The sequence below is a fragment of the Fusobacterium sp. genome (genome assembly GCF_032477075.1).
GTDB lineage: Bacteria > Fusobacteriota > Fusobacteriia > Fusobacteriales > Fusobacteriaceae > Fusobacterium_A.
In genome coordinates this window covers 1-16,856 of record NZ_JAWDXO010000056.1, presented here as the reverse complement: position 1 = coordinate 16,856, position 16,856 = coordinate 1, and the positions used below count along the sequence as shown (strand labels likewise).

The window sequence follows — 16,856 nt, the reverse complement described above, 5'->3', positions numbered from 1 at the left end:
TTCTATTTCATCTTCAGGTTCTTTTTCTTTAAAATCATTTGTTATATATAAATCTCCTTGTAAATCTTTTATTATTTCATAAATATCTATTTCTTCTTTCTTTAATTCATATCCTCCTGTAATGCCTCTATATGATTCTACAATTCCTTTCATTTTCAATGTTCTTAATATTTTCAATGTAAATTTTAATGTTACTCCTACTTCTTTTGACATATCTCCTGCACTTACTATTTCTCCTCTTTTCAAATTTGCAAGGTATTTTACTAATCTTATTCCATAAATACTTTCCTGTATCAACTTCATCTTCTTACTCCTTTATTTTTCCTGTTTTCTAAAAAATATATTAGTCTTATATATTATACTATATTTCTTTTAGTTTATTACAATATTTTGATTATAAATTATCAATTTTCTCCCCATATTTCATTCAATACTATTTTATTTATTCCAAGTTCTAAAAATAGTAACTCTACTAAATCTAAATATCTTGTATACTTTTCCTTAGTTGATAAATCATATCCTCCACTTAATATTCTTATTAATTCATTCCTGTATCTCTTATTAATTTGGAAACAGATATTTTCTTCTCTTTTCTTTTTAATTCCAATAACTCAAATGTTATAAGCTGTTTTTTCATAGTAAATATATCTTGGATCATTTCTTCTAAATCTTCTTTTGTATAACTTGCTATCTTTCTTTTATAATAAAAATATATCAATATTGTTATTATTGGTAATAACATTAAAAGTTTCATAAATATTTTCCTCCCTTATTAAATTAGAAAGAGAGAGAATTAATCTCTCTCTTTACCTATTTATTAATATGATTTTTTATCATAATTTTTAGAAAATATTATACCTAATAATTCAAGTATAATATTTTAAACTTTTTTCTAAAATTTTTTATTCCTAATATGATTTTGCTAAATAATCTTCAAATTTTTTAAATTTATTAAAAAATTGTCGTCTGTTTACCCATCTTGCCAATTTATTATATATGCTGCCTATTTCTAGTAATTTACTTTTTGCTGTAGAATCTTTGTATCTCATAACATAAGGTGTATATCCTATTGCTCTTAGCATATATATTCTTTTTAGATCTTCTTCCAAAGTTGTATTAAAATTTACAAGTACATATACTATTAATTGTCTATCCTTTAGATTAAAACTATTTCTATATTGTTTTAGCATTTCATAGGTCTTCATTTCAAAACTATCCCATGCAAAATGTATCATCTTTATTTTTATGTTATTTAATAATTTTATTTTTTCCTCTGTCATCAGCCTAATATCTAGTCCCTGTGAAAAATCAACATAAGCTTTACTCTTTGCTAATTGCTGTAGCAATTCTTTATAGTCTGGACAAGCTAATATATTTGGATCCAGTAAAATAATTTCTTCTTGTCCATTCCAAAATTCAGGAAGATTTGAAATTTTTTTACTTTTTTTTCCTTGATGTTGTGACACATTACAGAACTTACATTCACGAGGACAACCTCTTGAAAGAAATCCATATGCTTTATTTTTAGTAACTTGATATAAGGAATAATCAGGAAAACTATGTTCTTGTTCCTCTAAAAGTTTATTTTCTAAATCATACCCTATTCCTCCATAAATGATTTTTTTAGAGTTTATAGCATAAGGAAATTCCTTAGTCCATGAAAATACCTTACTTACATAAACTAAATCATATCCTGAATTCAAAATTTGATACCATTCTACAGTATCTCCTTTTTCTTTATGATATGTTGAAATTTTCATTATAGCCAGGTTTGGAAATTTAGCTGTCTTATTATAGTTGTCTAAATCTATCAAGGCTACTTTCATAACTTCTCCTTTTATATCTTATATTTCTTTATATATTCCTTTAAATAAATCTCCTGGCATGATTCAAAAATATCCCTATGAAAAGGGGTAGCCTCTTTTGGATCTACCCCTATTTCTTTAAAAAATTCTACTGCTGTATCTATAGATAAAATAAACCTATCTATATCTGTTAAACTATTATAATAATTCTCAACTTTTTTATTCATAAGGTTCCCTCTCATTAATCCCAATCATTTGTTTTCTCTACAAATTCTATTTTGCTCATTATTTCTTCTATTTTCTTTCTTTCACATTGAAAAATATATGTAATATTTAATACTTTAAATTTTAATACATTTTTTATTGTCATTATATGACTTCCATTTTCATCATAAAGCTCTATATATTCTTTATTAGCTTCCATCTTCCATTCTTTTTTGCTCCATTCATTAAACATTTCTATTAGTTTTGTTCTTAATTTAATTTTTATTTCCATTATTCATCATCTCCAGCTTTTTCAATAAACTTTATAAGAATACCTATTACCTTTCTATCACTATTCCTAGTAACACATACATCATATTCCCCATCTCCATATCCACTTGAAGAAACAAAGTATTTACTGTTTATTCCATACTCTTCTTTACTTAGTGTTTTGCTACAAATTTCATTATAAATTATTTCTCCTTCTTTATTATTCAGATTATTTGAATAATTTTTATAAAATGTAAAATCAAAAAAACCAACTTGTCCTGAATCTACTGTTATCCAAAACTCATTTTCTACAGTATATAAATCTGAATTTTTTTCTAATATATCTTCATATTTAATTTCTATCATTGATACTCTTTTCTCTTTTGAATACTCAATGCTGCAATTATATACACCTGGTACAATATCTTTTATTCTTCCAAGCTCTAAAGAATCTAAGTCATAACACGGATCTCCAATTATAAGTTCATCTTTGATTTCAATTTTTCCTACTAACATATTTACCCCCTCTTTTTTTTCTTTTTTATAATCTTTTTACTTTTTTCATCATAGATACAGTCATATCCAAACTTTTTAAGGTTTTTTAGACATTCTTTCATATCTTCTATTTCATAAAGAGAACTTTCTACTAAAAACTCTCCTGTATCATCTAGCATTAATGTTATTGGGTCACATACTATTGCTATTTCTAATTTTTTTCTTTTCTCTAAAAGTTCTTTTTCTGTCATAATATTACTCTCCTATTTATATTTTTTTAAAACTTTTATATCAGTAATTCCTCCTGAATTTTCTCTATCTTCTTTTATAATATCCTTTAAAGAATTTTTTGAATCAGCTATAAAAAATTGATTCTCTCCCCTTACACAAAGGTAAAATATTTCTAGTTTCATTATTTTTTTGAACTCCATATAGTTTCTATTCATAAAATCAAGGATATCTTTTTCTTTGATCCTATGAATTTTATCTATGTATTCTTCTTTTAATAACCTGAAAATATCTATTTTATTTAGCATATTACCTCCTTTTTTAAACTATCTGTTTTTTTTTAGAGCCGTTCTTTTTATTTTCTATTTTTTAAAGCTATTAAGAGATTTTTTCTTTCCAACTTCCCTATTCTTTTGCCAATGTTCTTTTTTTTACTATGTGTTTTTTCCCTTCGCCGTAATTTGAAGAAAGCTTATTTTAGTTAAGAAAAAGTCCAAATTTCTGCAAGAACTGAAAGAAAAAATTTTAGGAGTGCTGCTGCTCTCCAGCTTTAAAAATTTTTCTTTAAGCTTGATTTTTACTTTTTTAGAAAATAAGCTAAAATTTAAGGCTGTTGAAGGGAAAACTATAGTAAATGGAACTTGGTAATATGGAAGTTTAGGAAGTCTTAATTAGATAGAGATTCAAAAAATAAAAAAAGGCAGCTTAATAGCTGCTTTAACTTTTTTCTTTTTGGTAATATTCAAGCACCCTAAAAAAGCTTGAATGTTAGGGCGTGGGGTGGGGATAATATAAAAAAGAATAGGGAAATTCCCTATTCTACAGTTATTTTTATTACTTGCTTAGAAAAACTTGATTAATTAATTCATGCTTTATATTAAAATAATCAATTATTTCTTCTATCAATTTTTCCTTTTTCACTTCTTTATCTTTTTCTATTAAAATATATATATCATCTGTATTAAAGTTTGTGTTAGGAATATTTGTTTCTCTCCAATTAGCATTTCCCCTTTTATAGTTATTTCTTTCATTTTCTTCTTTTTCAAAACTTTCAAATTTATTTCTTATGTCTTCATTTTTTTCCAATATATCTTTAGTTGTCCATTCATCAGTTTCTTTATCAACAGTTCCTATAAGAAAATAGATCCCTGATTCTCTCCACCTTCCTAATCCAAAACATAAAAGATTATTTTTTGAATCTATATCTTTATAAAAGAGCAACTCTATCCCTTTATTAAATATATTTATTATTTTTTTTCCATCATATGATATTTTTTCTTTCAGTTCTTCCCAAAACTCCATTTCTACTTCTTCTTTAAGACTATTTACTGCCTCTATTAGTTCTGAAGCTACTCTAAAATTTTTATTTTCTCTTAATAAAGCTTTTAATTCCATTTCTTTCCCTTCCTCTTGAATATTATTAGTTAGTTTATTTACACTGTAAAGATATTGTTTCAAAGTTTCTCTAGTTAATGGAGAGTTATAAGTTTTTTCAATACATTTTTTTAACCAATCTGCTACATTTTCTTTAAAAGAAAGTGATATTATTCCAATCTCTTGATTTTCTGCCTTAGTTGGTTCTTCTCCTAGTAAAGTTAAATAATATAATTTTGTTTTCTTTTCTTTTTTACATAAAAAATCATTATATTTTTTTAGTTGTTCTTCTCCATCAATAGAATTAATTTTCATTTCAATAGCATATATAATATCTTCACTTTCTATATAAAAATCTATTCTACCCCCTGAAATAGCATATTCTCTGTAAATCCTATATTTCTTATCAGCTTCATATTTTTCTTTCAGAACAATTTCTAAAAAATATTTAAAAAATTTTTCATAAATATTATTTTTCTCTTTATTATTTAATAAAAAAAATAACAACTTTGAGTGTAGTTCAACTTCTCGCTCTTCTAAATTTAATATTTCAAAAATATTAAAATTTTCTTCTAAACTTTTTACCATATCATACTTTTCAATAATACCAAATGCTTTACTTAATAATAAAATATATTCTTCCTTTTCCATCTAATCCCCCTTGTAATTTTACTCCTATAAATTCTACCATATTTAATTATTTTTCTCAATTCATGGTAATGTTCAAGCTACCCTAAATAAGCTTGAATGTTAGGGCATGGGGTGGGGATAATATAAAAAAAGAACAGGAAATTTCCTGTTCTACAGTCTAAAAGTATTCATTGAAATTTATCAAATATCCACCTTGATATTTTGCTATATGCTCTTCAATATATTCATTTATTTCACCTTTTGCTATTAGTTCTAAAATAAATCTTAAATTTTCATCATCAAAAAGTTCAAATACAGCCTCTTCTAAGGTGTCTCTTTCATAAAGTGCAAAGTCCTCTGCTATTTCATCTACAGTCTTATATTCTTCTCCATAAATTCTTTTTAAATCTTCTGCTGTAATTTCTTTTATGTTTAACATTTTTTATTCTCCTTTATTTATAATTATTTCTTTAATATCATCTATCACAAAGCCTCTATTATTTATAATCTCACATGAATCTACTTTTATCCCTTCTTCTGAAAGTATCTCTGCTAGTTTTTCTATCCATATCTTTTTATCAACAGTTTTATATTCTTTTTTTAATAATTTTATGTCTTCTATTATTTTATTTGAAATATTTTCTTCCATTATATAGGTTACTTCATAGAGTGCTTCTCCTATTTCATATGTTTTTATAATCATTTATTTCTCCTTTATGTGTAAGCAGAAAGATTTATTTTCTGCTTACACTTTTTATTATAATTTATTAATAATGTTTTCCTTCTAAAGCTTTTTCTAAACTGAAATCTTCTAATTTTATTTTTTCAATATCTATTTCTTTTACTAATGCACAAGGATAAAATCCATTATCTTTTTCTATTCCATATCTATTATTTTCTTGTGGCTTTTCCTGAAATCCTTCCCATACCTCAAGTTTATTTGTGTCTAAATTTATTATATAAGCCCATTCGCAAAATAATGAATTTTTTATAAAATTGTGATTATCTATCATTAAATCTATTTCAGGATATTCATCATATTTATACAATCTTCCTTGAAATTCATGTAAAAAGCAATACATTGATATATTTTCTGCTGTTTTTGCTCCATCTAAAGTATGACTGAAAAAATCATTTTTCTTCATAAACTCCTTGTATCTCTCTTTCTGTTCTTCTGTAAATTGTGAAGTATTAAATTCTTCATCTACCATTATGAGTTTGTCATATAAAGCTGTCATTTCCTCTTTTGAATGATTCTTTACATACTCAACCATTTCCTCGCCAAGATAACTTGGATAGCTGTCAAAATGATTGTATGTAGTCTTATCCTTATTATTTTTTCTCAAACCAAATAAACCTCTTGTTCCCATTTATACCACTCCTTTATTTTTTTATTCAGAGTTTCTATCTCTCTGTACATGAATGACAAACCAAGATGGAAAAAGTTAAGTCAAAACTTTCGGAGAAACTAAAATAAAAAATTTTTAAGAAGTATGAGTAAAAAATTTTTATTAGCTTGGTTTTGACTTTACGACATCTTGGTTTAAAGTAATGTACAGAGAAAACCAAGACGACAAAGTCGGCTTCAGTCTTTTTTGGTAAAATAAAAACTTGGATCTATGGTTTTTATTTTAGGGCGTGGGGTGGGGGATATATGAAAAAAACAGCCTTTTACGGCTGTCTTCCCTTTTTTAATAATCAAGTCCATCTCCCCAATATTTCCCATTTTTTAACACTTTTTTTAATTCTTCTGTATCATATCCATTTTTAAGAATGTATTTTGCCTTCTCTAAAACCTGTTTTAAATTATATTCATCTGAATAAATAATTTTTTCATGTGTTTGTGTTAAAGCTACATATACTTGTATATCTTCAATTATATACAGTTCTTCATCATTATATGCAATAATATGTTGATTGGAACATATTTTTTCTTTAAAAAAATCTTCTATTTCATCATAGTCTATAAAGTTTACCAGTTCATCAAAACTCATATATTTAGTTATATCTGCTAAATCCTCAAGTGTATATTGCTCTATACTATAAACATTTCTTCCTATTTCATTATATATTTCATTTATTATTTGCTGTTTATCTAAGTTTAAACTTACTTCTATTTCATATTTTTCATCTTCAGTAGTTGTATATGCTAGTGATATTTTATATTTTTTCAAATCTTTTTCTTCATATTCTCCATATTCTCTTAAATAAAACTTTTTAATATTATTTTTAATTTCTTTTACTAATTCATTATCCTTTTCATTTTCAAATTTCACTTCATATTCCTTATTTTCAATGTTTTTTAACATTATTTCTAGTGCTTCTCCAAATGTTTCTACTTTCTTTATTAATTCATCATCTGTCATTTTTTCTCTCCTTTTGATTAGTCTTCAGTATTTGAATAAGGTCTACTACTTTTCCTATCATTCCATTTTTTAGTATTCTTTCTTCAGGATAATCTTTTAATTCTAATCTATTCTTAATAGTCCATGAAAATGAAAGTCCTCCATCTATGCCTAATGTTATTTCCTTTCTACTTATGTATATATAGTTTTCTGATATTCCATAATAACAACTTTTACTCTGTCCTAATACTTGAATTAGTGATTTTGGTTTTTTATTTGTTTTTATTATATAAAATACTATTCCATTCATACTATCTCCCTAACTTATTTGATTCTTGCACTCTACCCTAGAACAGGTAGAGTGCTTTAATCATTTTTAAACTACTATCTCTATTGCTCTTTTATCTACTGTTATTATTTCTCCAGTACTATATCTTAATAACTTTACTGTAGAAGGGGATAACTCTAATACTTTTATTACTTCATCTTGTTTAAAAACTATATCTCCTATAGTTACTGTTCGTGGCTGAATTATATAATCCTGATTTTCTTTTAACATTGTTTTCCTCCTTAATTTATCTCCAAAAATATTTTTTTAGAATTTTTGTCCCATTACTATTATGTTTACTCTGAAGTAAAAATTTCTTTATTATATCTGGCATTACTTCATCTACTCTATTTTCATCATAAAAATCATTTCCATATTCATCTACTATTTTATAAAACCTTGATTTTTCTTTTTCAGTAAGCTTTACATCATAATTCTCTAAAAACATTTCTATATCTCCTTCAAGTACCCCCATAAAACATTTTTCATATTTCTCTTCTGTGAAGTCTTTATCTAATTTTTTTAATTTTTCTTCAGTTATCAAATATTTCATACATCACTCCTTTAACCCCAATAATATTTTTTTAAAATTTTTATTCCTTTACTTGTATGTGTGCTTTTATATAAAAATCTAGATACTACACTTGCCATTACTTCTGCAATTCTGCCTTCCTCTGTGTAATCATTTCCATACTCTATAGCTATTTTATAAAACATTTCTTTTTCTTTTTTAGTGAGCTTTACTTTGTACTTTTCTAAAAATACATCTAAATCTCTTTTTATTATCCCTATAATACATTTTTCATATTTCTCTTCAGTAAAGCCTTTATCTAATTTTTTCAATTCTTCTTCAGTTACCAAATATTTCATATATCACTCCTTTTTCATAATTTTTTAATAAGCTTAACACTTCATAGTCCCTCCTATTTTTTCTAATTAAAAATTATGGTCTAGTTTTCTTAGCCCCTTGGAAATTTATTTTATTTTTTACACCTCCTTCTCTGTGCCTGAATGAAAAACTAAGATGGAAAAAGTTAAGTCAAAATTTTCGGAGAAACCAAAATAAAAAATTTTAAGAAATATGAGTAAAAATTTTTATTTTGCTTGATTTTGACTTTACGACATCTTAGTTTAAAGTAAGGAACAGAGAAGAAATACCCAAGACGACAAAGTCGGCTTCAGTCTTTTTAGGTAAAATCAAAAATTTTGATTTTAGGGAAGAGGGGTGGGGGGATATATAAAAAACCAGGATCATAGTCCTGGTAATCTTATTTGCTGATCTTCTCTTTTAAATTTTTTTTCAAGTTCCTCTACAGTATAATCTGATCTGAATTTCCTATATGTTTTACTTTCCCATATTTTTAGTCTATTCCAAAGTTCTGGGTATGTTTTATAAAGGATTTTTAATTCTTTTAAATTTTTTAATGGACAGCACCAACATGAAACACGATCAAATTTTTCATATAATCCTTTCCAGGTAAACCCTTTTTCATAACAATACTGAAGGCATTCTTTTTCAGTCATATTCCATCTTATTAAAGGGTATTGAATGTTTTTTTCATTATTTTTTTTTGATCTCTCTATTTCATCATAAGCAATTCCATGGTACTCTATTATTTTTTCATCAGGATATTTTTCTTTTAAGTATTTTTTTATTACTTCCTTTTTAAATTTACTGGTACACCATCTATTCTTATGATCTGGAAAGCTATACCCTAGCTGTCCTTCAGCTTTCCCTTTTTTCTTCTCATAATTTAATAAATAATATTCAAAATTTTCTTGAGTTTTTAGCTTTGTAATAGGTATTTTTATATACTTTTCAACTTCTTCTATATGATTATATATTTCTGGAAACTCAACTGTAGTATCACAAAAAATAATTTCATCTATATTCATTTTTTCTTCTACCATTCTTAATAACATTGCTGTACTATCTTTTCCTCCTGAAAAAGATACTATATGTTTTTTTATCATCTTCTACACCAGCATAATTTTTTAACATAAATATGCTGGAAAGTACCTGGGCTACCCAATTTTGAATTTTGACTTATTCAAAAGCTACTATTTTATACTTTTACTCTTCAGTTGTACCACCCTCAACCCTTCATTTTCTGCTATGGATTGTCAATCTATTGTGCTGTTTACACTCAAAGGGATTTAAAACCCTGTCTACAGGGATTGTAGAGTATATTTTAATCTGTTCATTATTTGCTCCTTTTACCTAGTTTATTTCTGTGTATCCATCACAATTTTCAGCGTCTATATGCTCTATCTCTTTACAAGTACTAAACCACTTACAATTATAATGTTCTACTTCTGTGTTATAATTTTTTGCTGCTTTTATCAATAAAGCTGGATCAAACTTTGGATATTTAATATGTCCTGCTGCTTCATACTTTTTTCCTTCCTGAATATATATTACATAATATTCATTTTCATCATTATGATGATATATTGTAAATAATTCATTTGGATATCTGTTAGAAATCATTATAAAATCTTTTTCTAATTCATCTAAATTCTTACTTATATCTTTTATTGGAACATTTATCCCTTCAAGGATTAATTTTATATCTTCTCTAGGTAATTTAACTTTTTCTAGCTCACTTATTAATTTTTCTTTTATTATTGCCTTTTTATCTTCTAATGTAAAATATAACATTTTTGCCTCCTAAATTTTTATTTTGTGAGAGTGATAGGTTTAATATCACTCTCATTTTTTAAGAATTAATCCATCAAAACATCTAATAGTTCATCAAAGTAAACATCTTCATATTCTTTTTCTATTTTTTCTCCATCAAAGAATTGAATATCATATAAATCACTATAATTAAGTGATATTCTAACAATTTTATTATTATTTAATTTTAATCTAGCTCCCCCCATCTGTTTAAAGCTTCCTAACATTTCTATTTCTTTAACCCCTAGTCCATATCTTACAAAAAACTCCCCTCCCATTTGTGCTATTAAACTTTCCAGTATAAATTTATTATTTTGGTATTCCAATTCTATCCTTCTATTTATTTCCTGTTTTTCATCTTCAAGGTTTAAAGTATCAATATTTTCATCTTTATTGTGAAGAATTATATAATAGTCTTCATCTACTTTTCTTACTGTGAATATTCCATTCTTATATTCTTGATAATCATCTTCTCTCATAAAAAAGGCTATAGCCTCTTGCTTTATTGGATTTTTTTCTTTTGTTTTGTTCCATTTCATTTTTATCACTCCTTTTAAAAACTACCATGTTTTTTCTTTAGAGCCGTTCTCCAGCTCTTTTAACTTCTTTTTCTTTTATTTTTTTATTTATAAATTAATCTTTCCTATGCCTGATCCCCCTCCTGATTATTTATTTTTTATTTTTTCTACTATGTTTTATTCCCCTTCGCCGTAATTTAAAAGAAAATAATGAAGGCTTGTGAAGGGGATATATGCAGTAGAAAAATATATATAATTTACAGGAGGTCAAGGCTGGATTGCTTTTGAAATAAAAAAAAGACAACCTAAAGGTTGCCTAAATTATTTTTATATTTTTTATTATATATTCCATGTAAATTGAAGCTTTTCTTCATCTTTATCTATTGTTTTATTAATCTTTAAATTTTTATAGATCTTTTTTAAATCTTCATCTTTTTCTATTTCAGTTATAACTTTATTTAATTTTCTAAAGTTTTCCCCTACTATAAAAGTAGGATTATCTTTATTGGGTATTATATTTAAAAGCTCAAATAAGTGGAAGCAGCTAATTTCATATTTTCCTTTTTCTCTATTTTTTAATAATAGTTGATATACTGTTTTAGAATTATTTTTTTTTAAACTTAAAAACTCATTTAGATCCATTTTTATAAACTCTTGTTCTTTATCCATTTTTAATTCTCCTTGTTTAAATAAATTATTCTTTATCTTAATTTAATGTTCCTATTGCTCCAGTTTCTTTTATAGAGTTTACAGCTCCTTTCCCTGCAACTGATCCTCCAACAAGTGCTAACAAAATTAAAATAAGATATGATTATATGTTTTTGATTCAACCACTTTATTATAAAAAAGGCTGGGTTCTGTTCCAGCCCTTTTTTATAAATTTACTAATTTAAAGATTTTCATAAAAGTAAACATTATTTTATTTTTACTCTTTTTGAAAATAATTATTTAAAATTATTGCATAAATTGGATTATCTTGAGAAGCAGTTGCTTTCATATATTTTTTTACTATTCCTTTTCTATCATACCATCCATTGTGCTTATTACAAATTGGAAGTAAATAAACAGTACTGCCTTGTGCTATTTCACTAGGAGTATCTCCAGAAATAATATGTCCTCCAACAATTACTCCTTTACAATGTTTTGAATCATCTATAATTTCAGTATCACTATCTTTATAGTAAAATTTTTTATCTGTAACACAATTTCCAAGATAGAATTCTACATAAGTTTTATCACCTAAGAATTCTATCAAGGCATCTTGCATTAAGTCTAGCCATACTGTATATCCAAAAGGTTTAGGATCATCTGTGCTTCCTATTATATTTGCAAAAGTAATATTTTCTTCTATTCCTGCTATACCACCATACACAGAACGAATAGGTATTATAAAGTCATTTTTAGAATAAGTAATTTCTGGGTTGTAGAATTCTTTAAATTCTAAAAAGCCTTTCTCATTTTCAGAGTAAACTATTAATAATTCTTCTTCTTGTTTTTCAGTCAATTTCAGTTTTTCACCTTGTGGTGTATAAGATAGTTTAGTTATTTTTTTATCCATAAAAAATCACGTCCCCTTTTTTGAAAAATTTCAATTCCCCATTTAAGAGTAAAATAAATTTTCTTCTTATTCATCTTATTGCTTAAAAAATTGATTAATATATACTTTCTGTTTTTATGTAACACATGCACACTAGATTATTTTATTTCAGGCCAACTAGTTGCTGGATTTGACTCTTTATGATAAGTAGTTAAATATGTTGAAATATTATCAATTTTATTGATAGCTAATTCTCTAATAGATGAGTTATAAATTTCATCATTATCAACTAATTCTTTGTAAATTTCTTTAGCTTGTTCTATATATTTTGCTAATTCCTCAGGCTTAATCTCTTTATTATGATCTAAAAGACTTTGGTATATATTCAAAAATGTATTAAATTTTAATTTTTTTGCATCAATAGTTGATTTTGTCATTATACAAACCAAAGACTTTTCAGCAGATTTTTTAAGTGTCTCAACTGTTATACTTCTAGCCCAGTAAGAAATATCATATCTGACCATTGATAATCCTTCAACACAAACAAAATACTGTCTGTGATTCTGTTCTGATCCACTACTTGACCCAAGAATTTTATTAAGAGCCACACCAATAATATTAGTTACACCATCTAGTATATTTCCATTTAAAATATCTTTTATAGATTCTTTAATTTTTTCAACAATATCTCCCATACTATCTTCAGTAATAACACGGATTTCCTTATAAAAAGATAAAATATCATCTACAGGAATAGTTTTATTTTCCACTGTTCCAGCGGTTCTAATATAAGTTTGAATCTCATTCTCCATAACCTCAGCTTTATTTTCAGAAGCATCAGCGAGTAATGTCAATAATTCACGTTGACGTTTTTTTTCCTCATCAGTTCCTATAAAACTCTCAATTGCATTCTTTATTGTAGACATAAAATCACACTCCCTTTAAATTTTATTTTTATAAAAATCTTCGAAGATAATATATTATAGCTTATTAAATAAATTATACCAAAAAAGTATATTTGCTATTGAAAAATAATCAGTGTATAATTTTATTGAATTTAAAAATTTCATATGAGGTGACTGTATGGCGAGGTGGAATATGATTTATGATAAATCATATAATATAATATTGGACAGAATTAAAAAAAAAGAAAATTAAAATACACTCAACTAGCATTTTCAAAAAAGATTGGTATATCACAGAAAATGCTAAGCTGTTATGAAAATGGACTTATCGAAATTAATATTAAATTGCTTATAAAATTTTGCTTATCATTAGAGATTGATTTCTTAAAACTAATGAAGGAAGTTTATGAATTTTATAAAAATGATTAAAAAAAGACAACCTAGAGGCTGTCTAAATTATTTTTATATTTTTTATTATATATTCCATGTAAATTGAAGCTTTTCTTCATCTTTATCTATTATTTAATCTTATTTTAATATCTTTCTTTAATAAACGCTCTATGCTTTTCAAATATGTATTCTGAAACAGTATTTTTGTCTTCTCCTCCAAATAGCTTAATTCCTTCTGTTATTATTTTTATTTTATCTTTTTCTACTATATCTTCTATAATATCTAATTCTATTTTCTTCGCTAAAGTTTTTGAAATTACAATTTCTTCAATATTTTCTTTCAGTATTTTTTCTCCTTCTGATATTTCACATAGTTTTTTAAGCCATACAGCTAAATTCTTTACCTCTTTTGTAGTATTAAGTTTTCTTTTGGCTATATTCTTTAGTTCTTTTAAATCATCTTTATTTATATTAGGAGGTAATAAAATAGCCATTTCCCCATAAGTTGTTAATACTGAAAAATTTATATACTTATCTGATTTTTGAATAGTAATTTCTATTAATTCCTCTAAATTATTAGGAAAGTTCTCTGCCCAACCCCTGTATAAAGTCTGGTCTCCTCCACCTGATAAACTATTTGGAACTCGAAGAGTAATATATGTTTTCTTTATTAACAAAGGTGGGATTTTTCTTTTAACTCTTTGAACTTTACCAGTTTCATCTAAAATCTCAATTATTCCTAAATCTACTATAACTTCATTATAAGGAGAATTAATAATATCTATAGGAGCTGGGTATATATAAGAATGTTGCCCTTTTTGAGACTCAGCTAAAAGTTCTTTTAACTCTATTTTTTCTTTTGGAATAATAAATTCTTTTCCTTCTATTGTTACTTTTATGTCATTATAAAACTTAATATAATTGTTTTTAAAAAAATCTCTATCTTTATTATAATCTTCATTATATACCTTTAGAGCTTCAATAGTATTATACTTTCTATTGAAAGTAATTCCATATTTCTCACTTACAAATGTATCCATTTTAGTTATATCATCTTCTGAAATTCCCATCCTATTTATTTTATCATTTTCAATTATAGCATAAATAGAATCACTATAGCCATATGTCCTGTTAAAAGGTTTTAATGATATATTTGTACAGCTACTAAATAGCAATAAAAAGATTGTTAAAATAATAAGATTGTATAACATACCTTTTTTTTGTATAACTGCCAAATTATCAATATATTCTACAGTCACTTTTCCTCCTATTTGCATTGTTATTTCTCCTTATTTATTTAGTGTTATCTTTCATTCCCCTTATTTTTTTCATTTTCTTTACTTTTAGCCCAAGGATTTTTATTTTTTTTTTCTAATTCTTTGTTTATTGTCATTCCTTTTATACTTTTATTATATAAAAAATCTTTCATTTCTTTCATATTGTTAGTCTTATAAAATTTAGATAATTTAAGATTAAATTCTTCTAAATCTTTTTCATCTACAGATAATATTCCTTTTCCACTTTTTATTAATATTGCATTTGCTACTATATTACTTGTTCTTTTATTTCCGTCCCAAAACAACTGTGATCTTGCTCCCCACAAATAATAAGTTAAAGCTTTCTCTGTAGTATTTTCTATTTTATTAATTTTTTCTAATTCTTTTGTTACTTTTTCTATATCTGGAACTTCAGGATCATAACTGCTTCCATCTATTAGCCTTACTCCTACATTTCCATATCTTATTACTCCCCAGTCTAGACTTTCATCTGCTGATACTCTTTTATTTACATTACAAACAAAATTTATATCTATTTCTTTATCTAAATTATTAAGTATATACTTCCAAGCTGATTTAAGATTTAAAATTGTTCTGACATCATCTAAAGCTACTTTTTCATCATTAATACCATTAAGAATTTTTTCTGTTTGAACATATGTAGTATTTAATCCTTCTAATTTAATTGCATTATATACTGTTTCTGCAAGTATTTTTTGGGCAAGAAATATATTCTGTTCTCTTGTTAAATTATATTTATCTTCCATAATTTCTCCTTCTTTATTTAATTCTATCTTTCATTACCCTTATCCTTTTCATTTTCTTTACTTATACTTTTCTCTTCTGTTTTTTCTTTTTGAATATTTTTTTCTTTTCCACTTTCCATGCAGTCTTTATTCATGCTTTCTCTCCTTTTATATTAATCAAATAAATCTTCTTCAAATTGTCTAATTATTAGCAATTTCTTTTTTTACTTCATAGCCCTGTAATATATTGATAAACTTTCTATTTCTTTTAATTCTTTTTCTAATTTTTCATTTGCTGTTTTTGATTTATTATTGAAATATTTTTCTTTTAGAAATTCTTTATAGTAGTATCTTATATATTCATATTTTTTTAAAATGTTCATTTCAAAAGAAAATTTTAATAAACTTTCTTCTATAATTTTATTCAATTTTATAAATTCTTCATTTGCTAAAATTATAAAAGTACTTTCTATTTCCAATAATACCTTTAGTAATTTTTTATAATCTTCTTTTTTTATTTTTAATAATTCATTCATATCTATTTCTTTATTTAAATAAGCTGATTCAATTATCTGTTGCCAGTCTTTTTCATCACATAAATTTATAATTTTTTCTTTACTGAAGCTATAATACTCTATTTTGGCTTCATTTTTTTCTTTAAGTTTTTTATATAAATAATTTATTAATACTCTTATTTTAGAATTTTCTTTATCTCTTTCTGATTCTTGATCTATTTTTTTCATATTTTCACTAATCCTTTAATTTAATGTTCCTATTGCTCCAGTTTCTTTTATAGAGTTTACAGCTCCTTTCCCTGCAACTGATCCTCCAACAAGTGCTAACAAAATTAAAATAAGAATTGTATGGAATCTTTTTAACTTACTATACTTTTTATTTTTTAATAAAACTACCCCAATAATTATCGCATATATCACTGTTACTATATTTAAAATTATAAACATTTTAACCTCCTAATTTGCTTTTATCTTTCATTCCCTTTATCTTTTTCATTCTCTTTAGTTTTAGCCCATGGATTTTTTTTTATAACTTTTTCTTCAGTTTTTTTTTCTAAATCTTTTATCTGTACTTTTTCTTTATTAAAAAATTTTTCTATTCTATCTCTT

27 protein-coding genes and 1 pseudogene are annotated in these 16,856 nt (G+C 25.1%); 1 reads left to right on the top strand and 27 read right to left on the bottom strand.

What is annotated here, in order from left to right; all coding sequences use genetic code 11:
- The 23 genes from E6771_RS15195 to E6771_RS15085 all read right to left on the bottom strand — a co-directional run.
- Window positions 1–303: Rrf2 family transcriptional regulator (locus E6771_RS15195; RefSeq protein WP_316092187.1), on the bottom strand; the 303-nt coding region annotated here is incomplete at its 3' end.
- Window positions 304–538: 235 nt separating this feature from the next.
- The gene (locus E6771_RS15190) at window positions 539–754 is read right to left on the bottom strand and encodes a hypothetical protein (protein WP_316092186.1); all 216 of its coding nucleotides are present in this window, start codon (window positions 752–754) and stop codon (window positions 539–541) included.
- 154 nt (window positions 755–908) lie between these two features.
- The gene (locus tag E6771_RS15185; RefSeq protein ID WP_316092185.1) at window positions 909–1,826 is read right to left on the bottom strand and encodes a radical SAM protein; all 918 of its coding nucleotides are present in this window, start codon (window positions 1,824–1,826) and stop codon (window positions 909–911) included.
- A gap of 11 nt (window positions 1,827–1,837) precedes the next feature.
- The gene (locus tag E6771_RS15180) at window positions 1,838–2,032 is read right to left on the bottom strand and encodes a hypothetical protein (protein ID WP_316092184.1); all 195 of its coding nucleotides are present in this window, start codon (window positions 2,030–2,032) and stop codon (window positions 1,838–1,840) included.
- A 14-nt stretch (window positions 2,033–2,046) separates the two neighbouring features.
- Entirely contained in the window at window positions 2,047–2,301 is a 255-nt protein-coding gene (locus E6771_RS15175) for a hypothetical protein (protein ID WP_316092183.1), read from the bottom strand.
- Window positions 2,301–2,795: a DUF4241 domain-containing protein gene (locus tag E6771_RS15170; protein ID WP_316092182.1), complete on the bottom strand. Its 495-nt coding sequence runs from the start codon at window positions 2,793–2,795 to the stop codon at window positions 2,301–2,303. The genes E6771_RS15175 and E6771_RS15170 overlap by 1 nt, the downstream gene beginning before the upstream one ends.
- Before the next feature lie 2 nt (window positions 2,796–2,797).
- Complete coding sequence (locus E6771_RS15165; protein ID WP_316092181.1) at window positions 2,798–3,025, bottom strand: hypothetical protein; 228 nt, start codon at window positions 3,023–3,025, stop codon at window positions 2,798–2,800.
- 12 nt (window positions 3,026–3,037) lie between these two features.
- Window positions 3,038–3,310 (bottom strand): hypothetical protein, encoded by a 273-nt coding sequence (locus tag E6771_RS15160; RefSeq protein WP_316092180.1) that lies wholly within the window; start codon window positions 3,308–3,310, stop codon window positions 3,038–3,040.
- A gap of 526 nt (window positions 3,311–3,836) precedes the next feature.
- Window positions 3,837–5,027 carry a PD-(D/E)XK nuclease family protein gene (locus E6771_RS15155; RefSeq protein WP_316092179.1) on the bottom strand — a complete coding sequence of 397 codons (1,191 nt, stop codon included), beginning with the start codon at window positions 5,025–5,027 and terminating at the stop codon, window positions 3,837–3,839.
- 157 nt (window positions 5,028–5,184) lie between these two features.
- A complete protein-coding gene (locus tag E6771_RS15150; RefSeq protein ID WP_316092178.1) occupies window positions 5,185–5,445 on the bottom strand; it encodes a hypothetical protein in 261 nt (86 codons plus the stop codon).
- Window positions 5,446–5,448: 3 nt separating this feature from the next.
- Window positions 5,449–5,709, bottom strand: coding sequence for a hypothetical protein (locus E6771_RS15145; RefSeq protein WP_316092177.1), 261 nt, complete (start codon window positions 5,707–5,709; stop codon window positions 5,449–5,451).
- Between the two features lie 64 nt (window positions 5,710–5,773).
- Window positions 5,774–6,376, bottom strand: a complete 603-nt coding sequence (locus E6771_RS15140) for a hypothetical protein (protein WP_316092176.1) — start codon at window positions 6,374–6,376, stop codon at window positions 5,774–5,776.
- Window positions 6,377–6,697: 321 nt separating this feature from the next.
- Entirely contained in the window at window positions 6,698–7,372 is a 675-nt protein-coding gene (locus E6771_RS15135) for a hypothetical protein (RefSeq protein WP_316092175.1), read from the bottom strand.
- Window positions 7,362–7,661, bottom strand: coding sequence for a hypothetical protein (locus E6771_RS15130; protein ID WP_316092174.1), 300 nt, complete (start codon window positions 7,659–7,661; stop codon window positions 7,362–7,364). Before E6771_RS15130 ends, E6771_RS15135 begins: the two co-directional genes overlap by 11 nt.
- Window positions 7,662–7,727: 66 nt before the next feature.
- Window positions 7,728–7,910, bottom strand: a complete 183-nt coding sequence (locus E6771_RS15125; protein ID WP_316092173.1) for a hypothetical protein — start codon at window positions 7,908–7,910, stop codon at window positions 7,728–7,730.
- A gap of 16 nt (window positions 7,911–7,926) precedes the next feature.
- Window positions 7,927–8,232: a hypothetical protein gene (locus E6771_RS15120; RefSeq protein ID WP_316092172.1), complete on the bottom strand. Its 306-nt coding sequence runs from the start codon at window positions 8,230–8,232 to the stop codon at window positions 7,927–7,929.
- A gap of 11 nt (window positions 8,233–8,243) precedes the next feature.
- Entirely contained in the window at window positions 8,244–8,549 is a 306-nt protein-coding gene (locus E6771_RS15115) for a hypothetical protein (protein WP_316092171.1), read from the bottom strand.
- Between the two features lie 381 nt (window positions 8,550–8,930).
- Window positions 8,931–9,653: a phosphoadenosine phosphosulfate reductase family protein gene (locus tag E6771_RS15110; RefSeq protein ID WP_316092170.1), complete on the bottom strand. Its 723-nt coding sequence runs from the start codon at window positions 9,651–9,653 to the stop codon at window positions 8,931–8,933.
- 247 nt (window positions 9,654–9,900) lie between these two features.
- Window positions 9,901–10,341, bottom strand: a complete 441-nt coding sequence (locus E6771_RS15105; RefSeq protein WP_316092169.1) for a hypothetical protein — start codon at window positions 10,339–10,341, stop codon at window positions 9,901–9,903.
- 65 nt (window positions 10,342–10,406) lie between these two features.
- Window positions 10,407–10,898 (bottom strand): hypothetical protein, encoded by a 492-nt coding sequence (locus E6771_RS15100; protein ID WP_316092168.1) that lies wholly within the window; start codon window positions 10,896–10,898, stop codon window positions 10,407–10,409.
- Window positions 10,899–11,216: 318 nt separating this feature from the next.
- A complete protein-coding gene (locus E6771_RS15095) occupies window positions 11,217–11,546 on the bottom strand; it encodes a RepB family plasmid replication initiator protein (RefSeq protein WP_316092167.1) in 330 nt (109 codons plus the stop codon).
- Between the two features lie 256 nt (window positions 11,547–11,802).
- Window positions 11,803–12,435: a hypothetical protein gene (locus E6771_RS15090; RefSeq protein ID WP_316092166.1), complete on the bottom strand. Its 633-nt coding sequence runs from the start codon at window positions 12,433–12,435 to the stop codon at window positions 11,803–11,805.
- Window positions 12,436–12,572: 137 nt separating this feature from the next.
- Entirely contained in the window at window positions 12,573–13,340 is a 768-nt protein-coding gene (locus tag E6771_RS15085) for a hypothetical protein (protein ID WP_316092165.1), read from the bottom strand.
- A gap of 237 nt (window positions 13,341–13,577) precedes the next feature.
- Between E6771_RS15085 and E6771_RS15080 the strand changes: the two are divergent.
- Window positions 13,578–13,748 (top strand): annotated as a pseudogene (locus tag E6771_RS15080) (helix-turn-helix domain-containing protein); the annotation flags it as partial.
- Window positions 13,749–13,852: 104 nt separating this feature from the next.
- Here E6771_RS15080 and E6771_RS15075 read toward each other — a convergent pair.
- The 4 genes from E6771_RS15075 to E6771_RS15060 form a co-directional block, all read right to left on the bottom strand.
- Window positions 13,853–14,986: a hypothetical protein gene (locus E6771_RS15075; RefSeq protein WP_316092163.1), complete on the bottom strand. Its 1,134-nt coding sequence runs from the start codon at window positions 14,984–14,986 to the stop codon at window positions 13,853–13,855.
- 26 nt (window positions 14,987–15,012) lie between these two features.
- Complete coding sequence (locus tag E6771_RS15070) at window positions 15,013–15,753, bottom strand: cell filamentation protein Fic (protein ID WP_316092162.1); 741 nt, start codon at window positions 15,751–15,753, stop codon at window positions 15,013–15,015.
- A gap of 203 nt (window positions 15,754–15,956) precedes the next feature.
- On the bottom strand, window positions 15,957–16,475 hold the full coding sequence (locus tag E6771_RS15065) for a hypothetical protein (RefSeq protein ID WP_316092161.1): 519 nt from the start codon (window positions 16,473–16,475) through the stop codon (window positions 15,957–15,959).
- 15 nt (window positions 16,476–16,490) lie between these two features.
- Window positions 16,491–16,694: a hypothetical protein gene (locus E6771_RS15060; protein ID WP_316092160.1), complete on the bottom strand. Its 204-nt coding sequence runs from the start codon at window positions 16,692–16,694 to the stop codon at window positions 16,491–16,493.
- Between the last annotated feature and the right edge of the window lie 162 nt (window positions 16,695–16,856).

What these genes read in the sequence shown, in the direction of transcription:
- E6771_RS15190 (WP_316092186.1), bottom strand. Translation starts at nt 754, where the DNA reads ATGAAACTTTTAATGTTATTACCAATAATAACAATATTGATATATTTT.
- E6771_RS15185 (WP_316092185.1), bottom strand. Translation starts at nt 1,826, where the DNA reads ATGAAAGTAGCCTTGATAGATTTAGACAACTATAATAAGACAGCTAAA.
- E6771_RS15180 (WP_316092184.1), bottom strand. Translation starts at nt 2,032, where the DNA reads ATGAATAAAAAAGTTGAGAATTATTATAATAGTTTAACAGATATAGAT.
- E6771_RS15175 (WP_316092183.1), bottom strand. Translation starts at nt 2,301, where the DNA reads ATGGAAATAAAAATTAAATTAAGAACAAAACTAATAGAAATGTTTAAT.
- E6771_RS15170 (WP_316092182.1), bottom strand. Translation starts at nt 2,795, where the DNA reads ATGTTAGTAGGAAAAATTGAAATCAAAGATGAACTTATAATTGGAGAT.
- E6771_RS15165 (WP_316092181.1), bottom strand. Translation starts at nt 3,025, where the DNA reads ATGACAGAAAAAGAACTTTTAGAGAAAAGAAAAAAATTAGAAATAGCA.
- E6771_RS15160 (WP_316092180.1), bottom strand. Translation starts at nt 3,310, where the DNA reads ATGCTAAATAAAATAGATATTTTCAGGTTATTAAAAGAAGAATACATA.
- E6771_RS15155 (WP_316092179.1), bottom strand. Translation starts at nt 5,027, where the DNA reads ATGGAAAAGGAAGAATATATTTTATTATTAAGTAAAGCATTTGGTATT.
- E6771_RS15150 (WP_316092178.1), bottom strand. Translation starts at nt 5,445, where the DNA reads ATGTTAAACATAAAAGAAATTACAGCAGAAGATTTAAAAAGAATTTAT.
- E6771_RS15145 (WP_316092177.1), bottom strand. Translation starts at nt 5,709, where the DNA reads ATGATTATAAAAACATATGAAATAGGAGAAGCACTCTATGAAGTAACC.
- E6771_RS15140 (WP_316092176.1), bottom strand. Translation starts at nt 6,376, where the DNA reads ATGGGAACAAGAGGTTTATTTGGTTTGAGAAAAAATAATAAGGATAAG.
- E6771_RS15135 (WP_316092175.1), bottom strand. Translation starts at nt 7,372, where the DNA reads ATGACAGATGATGAATTAATAAAGAAAGTAGAAACATTTGGAGAAGCA.
- E6771_RS15130 (WP_316092174.1), bottom strand. Translation starts at nt 7,661, where the DNA reads ATGAATGGAATAGTATTTTATATAATAAAAACAAATAAAAAACCAAAA.
- E6771_RS15125 (WP_316092173.1), bottom strand. Translation starts at nt 7,910, where the DNA reads ATGTTAAAAGAAAATCAGGATTATATAATTCAGCCACGAACAGTAACT.
- E6771_RS15120 (WP_316092172.1), bottom strand. Translation starts at nt 8,232, where the DNA reads ATGAAATATTTGATAACTGAAGAAAAATTAAAAAAATTAGATAAAGAC.
- E6771_RS15115 (WP_316092171.1), bottom strand. Translation starts at nt 8,549, where the DNA reads ATGAAATATTTGGTAACTGAAGAAGAATTGAAAAAATTAGATAAAGGC.
- E6771_RS15110 (WP_316092170.1), bottom strand. Translation starts at nt 9,653, where the DNA reads ATGATAAAAAAACATATAGTATCTTTTTCAGGAGGAAAAGATAGTACA.
- E6771_RS15105 (WP_316092169.1), bottom strand. Translation starts at nt 10,341, where the DNA reads ATGTTATATTTTACATTAGAAGATAAAAAGGCAATAATAAAAGAAAAA.
- E6771_RS15100 (WP_316092168.1), bottom strand. Translation starts at nt 10,898, where the DNA reads ATGAAATGGAACAAAACAAAAGAAAAAAATCCAATAAAGCAAGAGGCT.
- E6771_RS15095 (WP_316092167.1), bottom strand. Translation starts at nt 11,546, where the DNA reads ATGGATAAAGAACAAGAGTTTATAAAAATGGATCTAAATGAGTTTTTA.
- E6771_RS15090 (WP_316092166.1), bottom strand. Translation starts at nt 12,435, where the DNA reads ATGGATAAAAAAATAACTAAACTATCTTATACACCACAAGGTGAAAAA.
- E6771_RS15085 (WP_316092165.1), bottom strand. Translation starts at nt 13,340, where the DNA reads ATGTCTACAATAAAGAATGCAATTGAGAGTTTTATAGGAACTGATGAG.
- E6771_RS15075 (WP_316092163.1), bottom strand. Translation starts at nt 14,986, where the DNA reads ATGCAAATAGGAGGAAAAGTGACTGTAGAATATATTGATAATTTGGCA.
- E6771_RS15070 (WP_316092162.1), bottom strand. Translation starts at nt 15,753, where the DNA reads ATGGAAGATAAATATAATTTAACAAGAGAACAGAATATATTTCTTGCC.
- E6771_RS15065 (WP_316092161.1), bottom strand. Translation starts at nt 16,475, where the DNA reads ATGAAAAAAATAGATCAAGAATCAGAAAGAGATAAAGAAAATTCTAAA.
- E6771_RS15060 (WP_316092160.1), bottom strand. Translation starts at nt 16,694, where the DNA reads ATGTTTATAATTTTAAATATAGTAACAGTGATATATGCGATAATTATT.